We start from the raw sequence: 8,018 nt of genomic DNA, 5'->3' as shown, positions 1-8,018 counted from the left end.
ACCAATACCGGCTTTTTTTAATTCTTCCGAATATTCAATCCTGCCCGAAGTCGGTTTTAAAAGTCCCAGAATGCCCTTCATCAGGGTACTTTTTCCCGAACCATTTTCGCCGACAATGCAGATGTAATCGCCCTCATTTACCTCCAGGTTCACATCCAGCACCGCATCCTGGTTTTCATAACCAAAACCTACATGCTCACATTTTAAGAGTAATCCCATCTATAATTCCTTTCACTACTGCTCTACTCTTCTATTGTCATAAACATTCACCATGGCTAAAGACTTTTTCCCATAATCATCTATTCTTTTTATGACAATCCCTTTTTCAAGTTCTTTACGTTCTGCTCCATCAATTCCAGATAGGTAACGCCCGAATCAAACTGGCGTCTCGTCACATTGTGGCAGGAGTGGAACAACAGTGGTTCCGCGCCCGTCTCTTCCCCGATGATCTCCGCCACGCGCGGGCTGGAAAGCTCCAGGTAATAGACGGCTGGTATCTGTTCCTCCCGCACCTTATCGATCAGGTAGGCGATGGTCTTGGCACTCGGCTCCGTATCCGTACTGCATCCTGAAAATGCCGCCCTGTATTCCAGCCCATACTCATCGAAAAAGTACCGGAGTGGAAATTTATCACCGAAAACGACGAGACGGCGCTTGGCATGGGAGACAACTTCTCTGAATTCTGCATCCAATTCCGTCAATTTATCCTGATAGGACGCGCAGTTTTCCGCATAGGAAGCCGCGTGCGCCGGATCTTCCTGTGCCAGCACCTCCGCCAGCACGCCGGCCAGCTTTTTCGCATTGACCGGAGATGTCCAGATGTGCTCGTTATATTCAATCTCGACGCCGTGACCATCGTCCTCATCCAGATACTCTTGAGCGTGATCTTCATCATGAACCGCCACATCTTCCATATCATGCTCATCCTCGCTGTGAATATGCTCTTCTGTGTCGTGTTCTTCTTCACTGTAAACATGGTCCTCTGGCTCATGTTCTTCTTCACTGTGAGCATGATCTTCCGACTCATGATCGTGATCACCTGCATGAACTGTTCCATCCGCATGAACATGCGTATGTCCATGATCGTGCGCCTCTCCATCTTCCATGCCCTCGACGATCTCCTCCTGCACTACATCCACGCAGTCCATCATCGTCACGACGCGCTTCGGTCCGGTGCCTTCCCCGAAGGAATCAAGCACCTGCGAAAGCCACTGTTCCATCGTACCGCCGTTGCAGACTAACAGATCTGCATTCTGGATCGTGATCATGTCCGCCGGCGTCGGCTCGAACGAATGGCTATCCATGCCCGCCGGAACGACCATCGTCAGCCGGATCGAATCCCCGGCAATCTGCCGGAGAAAATCGTAATACGGAAATAGCGTCGTCACAACGTTTAAGCGCGTATCACCAGACGCATCTGCCCCTTTTAACGGATTCGACGATGAATCAGACGATGCAGTTCCCCGCCGTGGCGTACACGCTGTAAGAACACAGGAAAAGACAAGCAAAAAAGCAAGCATCCATGATATCCATTTACATTTAAATCCATTCTTGTGTTTTACCATATTTCTTTTTTACCCTTAACTTCTTCTATTTCAGTAAATGTTTTTCAATAAACATTTCGAATTACTATTTCAAATATCATTTTCTTTCACAACTGTTTCTCTTTTCACAGCTATGAACAAACACAGACACTACTCCATTCTTCCATGTGACTCATTCTTTTTCTTCACAATCTCCGCCACTTCCGACGGATGTGCCACAATATACTGCGGATGGCAGCCTTCCAGCTCTTCCCTGTTACGGAAGCCCCAGAGCACGCCGACCGTGTCCATTCCGGCATTCAGCCCAGTTTCCATATCTGTATTCGTATCGCCCAGATACAGGCACTCTTCCTGTTTTATACCCAGTTCCCGGCAGATGGCGAACGCCCCGTCTGGAGCCGGTTTTTTCGGCGTTCCCGCCTGCTCGCCGCGCACCACATCAAAATATCCTTTCCCAAAGAATGTCTCAATATTCACAATTGCCTGCTCATGCGGCTTGTTCGAAAGGACAGCCACATGTACACCCATCTCTTTTAACGACGCCAGCAGTTCCCGGATACCGTCATATGGCTCTACGTCTTTCAGGCAGTATTTAGAGAAATTCTCCATATAAATCGGAAGCGACGCTTCATAATGAACCAGCTTCTCATCCCCCGCCAGCACCAGCGCGCGCTTCATCTGCATCCGGTATCCATTTCCCACGATCCGTTTCGTTTCCTCCGGTGTAACATGGCGCAGTCCGAATGCATCCAATGTTAAATTTGTCACATAAGTCAGCGCATAAATCGTATTTAAAAGAGTTCCATCCAAATCAAATATACATAAGCGGTACATTGCGTTTCTTCCTTTCTGTTTCCATCTTTTCTTGTAACTTTTTTGTTACTGTTCACGCATACGTGCCCAGTAACGGAATTTGCCGTGGCTTCGCATTTAAATACGGCAAATTCCTGCTGCCACCACGTTTTCTTACGGCACTTTCGGTTCCAAAAGTGCCTACCTGTGAACAGTACCACTTTTTTCCCCTCACAGCCGTTTCATACTTTCACAGCTACAGGCAATCATCCATACAAACTCATCTTCGACCAAACATATCGCCCCGCAAATCACGATGTTTCCTGCCTCTCCTTCTGCATCTGCTCTTCACGCTCCCGCTTCGAGAACACGCATCCGCAGTAATTCTGCCGGTATAGATGATACTGCGCCGACAGCTCAATCGAGCGCTTATATCCCTCTTTTTTCTTGAAATCCGACGGCAGAAATGCCACATGATACTCTTCTCCCATCGCCTGCCCGATCGTATTGAGGCGCCCGGCATTTTTGAGCGGACTGATCGTGAGGGTCGTCGTGAACCAGTCATAGCCGCCCTCGGCTGCCAGCTTCGCCGCTTCCCGGAGGCGCATCTCAAAACAAATACCGCAGCGCTCGCCGCCCTCCGGATCCTTCTCATGCCCCCGGACTGCCTCATAGTAGCATTCCGGGTCGTATTTTCCTTCTACAAACCGGATCGGATGCACCGCTGGAAGCTCCCGGATCAGCCGCTGTACCTCCTCCGTGCGCGCCTCATATTCCTCTTTCGGTGAAATATTCGGATTGTAGTAGAACACCGTAATCGAAAAATACTGCGACAGATATTCCAGCACGTAGCTGCTGCACGGCGCACAACAGCTGTGGAGAAATAAAGTCGGAACTCTGCCGTCCCGGACTGCTGCATCCAGCACTTTTTCCATTTCTTTCTGATAATTCCGTTTCGCCGTCTGTGTCTTTCTGGCTGGCGGATTTTTCATTGGTTCCGACATTTTTCTCTCCTCTTTCTATAAGTTCCCATCTGTCCGTGCATTTTCCTTCCAGCACACGATACTTCTATCCGAAACGCTTCTTTCCTGACAAACATCATTTCCATCCTTAGACGTCATATGAAGATATGCACAATAATTCATATTCTCCAAAACTTGAAAAAGCAGCCTGTACCCACGGACGGGTACAAACTGCTTTATCTTTTTATTAAACCTTTCAGGAAATTCCAAACAAATTTCCCTTTTTACCAAAATGATACAACTCTTACAGAAAATCGCGAATCCGCTTGCTCCGGACCGGATTTCTTAATTTACGAAGTGCTTTTGCCTCGATCTGGCGGATACGCTCTCTCGTTACGTTGAATGCTTTTCCAACCTCTTCCAGGGTTCTCGGATGTCCGTCCTCCAGGCCAAACCGGAGAATAATAACCTGACGCTCTCTCTCCTTCAGGTCTCCAAGCAATGCATCGATATGCTCACGCAGCATAACAGATTCTACATTCCCTTCCGGCGTTACCACGTTGCCGTCCGCTACGAAATCACCCAGATTGGAATCGTCTTCCTCACCGATCGGGGTTTCCAGAGAAGCTGGCTCACGTGCGATCTGCATGATCTCCATGACCTTATCCTCGGACATGCCAAGCGCCTCGGACAGCTCTGCCACCGACGGCTCATAGCCCAGTTCCAGCGTCAGCTTACGCTGCATCTTGGACATCTTGTTGATCGTCTCTACCATATGCACCGGGACACGGATAGTTCTCGCCTGATCCGCCAGAGCCCTTGTAACAGACTGACGAATCCACCAGGTCGCATATGTACTTAATTTATAACCCTTTGTATAATCAAACTTCTCAACGCCCTTAATAAGACCCAGATTGCCTTCCTGAACCAGATCCAGGAAGCTCATGCCGCGTCCTGTATAGCGCTTTGCAATGCTGACAACCAGGCGCAGGTTTGCCTCAATCAGGCGCTCTTTTGCATTCACATCACCCTCTGCTTTGCGCTTTGCAAGGCGGATCTCCTCCTCCGCGCTCAGAAGCGGAACGGTACCGATCTCTTTCAAGTACATGCGGACCGGATCTTCCGTGCCGATTCCCTCTAACAGATCGATCGCATCCAGATCGATATCCTCTTCCTCGTTCTTGAGGAATTCATCATCCACATCATCATCGAGCATCGAATCATTTTCCTTGAGGATCGAATCATCGATCACCTCCGGAATGACATCAATATTATTCTGCTCCAGATAATTGTAAATCTGCTCCATCTGCTCTGTCTGCAGATTATCGCCCATAAAAAAGTTATTGATCTCTGTCACGTCCAGCGCGTTCTGCTTGGACTTTGCTAACTCTACCAGTTTCCTTAACTTACCTAAAAAATTTTCTTTCTCCACGAATTAACGTCCTTTCGATTTATTTCGCTTAGAAGTTTCTTTATATCTAACGTGATATTGTCCCTCGATTGTTTGTGTGCTTTTATTTCCCTGCACCTTTCCCTGCAATATCCCGAAAGTACATTATATACGATTAAATTCTATTTTTCAACAATTTTCGAAATTTTTCGATCTATTTCTATTTAGGCAGTTACTGTTCACGCATACATGCCCAGCAACGCAATTTGCCGTGGCTTCGCATTTAAATACGGCAAATTTCTGCTGCCACCACGTTTTCTTACGGCACTTTCGGTTCCAAAAGTGCCTACCCGCGAACCGTAACTTCAGGCACCCTGATCGCAATCTCTCTTGGTTTATTTTCAATCACGACCTCTGTCTGGCTTCCGCCAAACTCACCGTCCAGCGACCAGTCCACCAGCTCCTCCGACTGTACCATCAGTTTCGAGGTGCGGAACTTGAATACGCATTCATTTTCGCCCTCTCTCTGAATCAAATAAGCAGCAATACTTGCAATGTCAAGCGGCGTGCGCGGTTTCCGGACCAGAAGCACCTCAAACTCCCCGTCATCCAGCGCCACGTCCATACCAACCAGTCCTTTAAAACCTCCGATCGAGGTCGTATTGGTCACCATTCCCAGAATAAATTCCTCTTCCAATTCTCTCTGCTCCCCCAGATGTTCCCACGCAAGGCGCATCCGGTAGGATTTAAGCCCTGTCAGGCGTTTGATGGCTTCCAGCATATATGCCTGATGCCCCAAAATATTTTTCGTCTCCTGCGGGGTCGAATAGGATACCTCCGTAAATGCTCCGAACGCCGCCACATAGACGAAATACCGGTTTTTGCCGAATACACCGACATCCACCAGAAATGGTTTTCCCAGTGCAGCTGTCTGCGCCGCTTTCCGCATATTTTTCGGAAGTCCCAGACTGGATGCGAAATCATTCGTGGAACCCGACGGGATATACCCTAACTCCGGACGCTTTTCCGGGGTGATCGTCATCAGCCCCGATACCACCTCGTTGAGCGTACCGTCCCCGCCGCTGCACACGACCAGTTCCTTCGTTTTCGCACGCGCCGCCTGATACTCCGCATCCTTCGGGCCCTGCGTAATATAAACAGACGGTCCATAGCCCGCCTTTACAAAACTATCTAAAATTTCAAGAAGACGACTTCGAATCTGTTCTTTGCCAGATCTCGGATTGATGATAAAAAGCATTTTTTTCATAATCGCCCTTTCTCCCGCTCCCCCACACTAACAGTATTTCATATTAATATATTTGTATACACGCGAAATGCATTGGGGATCGGATAGCGATCCTGCAGCTCCGCCCGGCGCACCATCAAAACTGTTTTATCCTGATAACCGGATGCCCGTTTCAGGCGGATTCTGCGTCCGCACATATGCCATTCAACATGGGAAAAAATGTGGACTGCATCCGGCAGATCCTCGGTTTCCCTGATATCCGCCTCCGCGATCCCCAGTTCTTTCGCTGCCTCCGCCGCACTCTTTTTTCCGTCCAGATTGACATATTCGTAGAGGGACGCCAGCAATCCCTTGCTGCTGCGCTTGCGGATCGCCACCGTATCCTCCCACTCAATCAGGCAGACCGTTTTTTCCTCGATCCGGCGCGGCTTTTTCGGCGGCTTGACCGGATATTGCTCCTCCTCTCCCCGCCGGTGCGCCAGACAAAGGGATTCCAGCGGGCACTTCTCACAGAGCGGACGTCCGCCCGGGATGCAGACAAGCGCGCCCAGCTCAATCCATGCCTGATTATATTCACCTGGATGAAATAGCTCTTCTGACCGTAATGCCGTGGAAACCTCACCAGCATCATCACCGGCTGACAAATAGGAATCTCTTTCCTCTGTCCGGCGCACAAGTTCCGCCTCCAGGCGCCGCTCATATTTCTTTCGAAGCGCCGGCTTCGTGCTATCCTGTGGGTCAGCGAACAGGCGTGTCAGAACACGCACCACATTTCCATCCAGCGCCGGAGCCGGCAGATCATACGCGATCGACGCAACTGCCCCGGCTGTATAACTTCCGATGCCCGGAAGTTTCAATATCTCATCCCGCGACGCCGGCATCTGACCGCCGTAGTCTTCCATCAGGCAGACCGCTGCCTTTTTTAGGTTCCGGGCTCTGGAATAATACCCAAGTCCCTCCCACAGCTTCAAAAGCCGCTCTTCGTCCACCTGCGCGAGCGAGGAGATGTCCGGGAGTGCTTCCATAAAACGGGCAAAGTACGGTTTGACCGCCTCTACGCGCGTCTGCTGCAGCATGATCTCCGAAATCCAGACCGAATACGGTTCCGGATTCTCCCGCCACGGAAGGAGCCGCCGGTTTTTCCGGTACCAGGAGAGCAATGGAGCGCCGGATGCCGCCAGCCTCTCTTCTTCCGTATAAGGTATTTCCCCCTCTAAAGGCTTCAACGACGCATAAAAATCTTTATACATATCCGTAAATGCCCCGGACAGATACCTCTCCTGAGATCACCTTGCATACCTTTCCGTCTTCTGTGCGGACCAGCAGTTCGCCCATCTCATCAATTCCGAGCGCCATGCCCGTATACTCATTGCCCGGAGACAGGACGCGCACCTGTGTACCGCAGTTTGCCAGACGGCTGTTATAAACGTCCATCAGGGATTTCATGTTCTGGTTTTCCATGAATTTATCATAATATCCCTCATACGCACGCATGATCGCGGCGATAAGCTGGCTGCGGCGCACTTCTTTTCCTGTCTCCAGATACAGAGACGTTGCTACATCCCGAATCTCCTCCGGGAACTCGTGATTTGCCACGTTGATACCAATACCAGTCACGATATAATTAATACACTCTAATTCCGTGCTCATCTCGGTCAGGATACCGCAGACCTTCTTTCCATTGACGACGATATCGTTCGGCCACTTGATCTTTGCCTCCAGATCACAAACCTCCCGAATCCCGTCGGCAACTGCCAGAGCCGCCACCAGCGTCAGCATCGACGCGCAGGTCGGAGAAAGCTCCGGGCGCAGAAGCAGGCTCATCCAGATGCCGACGCCATGCGGCGCCGCCCAGCTTCTTCCGCGGCGTCCCTTTCCCATCGACTGATAATCAGCGACTGCCAGCGTACCGTGCGGGGCATCTTTCTCCGCCGCTTTCTTGATCTCGGTATTGGTTGAATCCGTCTCGTCAAAATATAAAATATTTTTTCCAGCCCACTCGCTGTCGATGCTGCTCTCCAGCTCTGCCTGGCTGAGAACATCGCCCAGGAAACGCAGCCGATAACCGCGGTTCCGGACCGCCT

At 50.2% G+C, this 8,018-nt stretch carries 7 protein-coding genes and 1 pseudogene (1 of these 8 cut by a window edge); all 8 read right to left on the bottom strand.

Annotated elements, in window-relative coordinates; translation table 11 throughout:
* Nucleotides 1-219, bottom strand: a pseudogene (locus QVO97_RS07965) (metal ABC transporter ATP-binding protein); its annotated part reaches 514 nt to the left of the window's first position; the annotation flags it as partial.
* Nucleotides 220-308: 89 nt separating this feature from the next.
* Complete coding sequence (locus tag QVO97_RS07960; RefSeq protein ID WP_288189362.1) at nt 309-1,565, bottom strand: metal ABC transporter substrate-binding protein; 1,257 nt, start codon at nt 1,563-1,565, stop codon at nt 309-311.
* A gap of 129 nt (nt 1,566-1,694) precedes the next feature.
* Entirely contained in the window at nt 1,695-2,378 is a 684-nt protein-coding gene (locus QVO97_RS07955; RefSeq protein WP_022359810.1) for an HAD family hydrolase, read from the bottom strand.
* A gap of 269 nt (nt 2,379-2,647) precedes the next feature.
* The gene (locus QVO97_RS07950) at nt 2,648-3,340 is read right to left on the bottom strand and encodes an epoxyqueuosine reductase QueH (RefSeq protein WP_022359809.1); all 693 of its coding nucleotides are present in this window, start codon (nt 3,338-3,340) and stop codon (nt 2,648-2,650) included.
* Between the two features lie 262 nt (nt 3,341-3,602).
* Entirely contained in the window at nt 3,603-4,730 is a 1,128-nt protein-coding gene (gene rpoD / locus QVO97_RS07945; protein WP_022359808.1) for an RNA polymerase sigma factor RpoD, read from the bottom strand.
* A gap of 304 nt (nt 4,731-5,034) precedes the next feature.
* Entirely contained in the window at nt 5,035-5,955 is a 921-nt protein-coding gene (locus tag QVO97_RS07940; RefSeq protein WP_022359807.1) for a diacylglycerol/lipid kinase family protein, read from the bottom strand.
* 38 nt (nt 5,956-5,993) lie between these two features.
* Nucleotides 5,994-7,160 carry an A/G-specific adenine glycosylase gene (locus tag QVO97_RS07935; RefSeq protein WP_369678399.1) on the bottom strand — a complete coding sequence of 389 codons (1,167 nt, stop codon included), beginning with the start codon at nt 7,158-7,160 and terminating at the stop codon, nt 5,994-5,996.
* Nucleotides 7,161-7,176: 16 nt separating this feature from the next.
* The coding region (locus QVO97_RS07930; RefSeq protein WP_288189359.1) for a biotin--[acetyl-CoA-carboxylase] ligase at nt 7,177-8,018 on the bottom strand (842 nt) is incomplete at its 5' end.

Origin of the sequence: Clostridium sp. CAG:43 (assembly GCF_000434655.1) — a bacterium.
Lineage (GTDB): Bacteria > Bacillota > Clostridia > Lachnospirales > Lachnospiraceae > Otoolea > Otoolea fessa.
The sequence above is the reverse complement of the archived record's forward strand: the minus strand, read 5'-3'. Positions and strand labels throughout refer to the sequence as shown.

Bases quoted from the DNA above. Each gene is read 5' to 3' on its own strand.
- QVO97_RS07940 (WP_022359807.1), bottom strand. From the start codon at position 5,955: ATGAAAAAAATGCTTTTTATCATCAATCCGAGATCTGGCAAAGAACAG.
- QVO97_RS07955 (WP_022359810.1), bottom strand. From the start codon at position 2,378: ATGTACCGCTTATGTATATTTGATTTGGATGGAACTCTTTTAAATACG.
- QVO97_RS07950 (WP_022359809.1), bottom strand. From the start codon at position 3,340: ATGTCGGAACCAATGAAAAATCCGCCAGCCAGAAAGACACAGACGGCG.
- QVO97_RS07960 (WP_288189362.1), bottom strand. From the start codon at position 1,565: ATGGTAAAACACAAGAATGGATTTAAATGTAAATGGATATCATGGATG.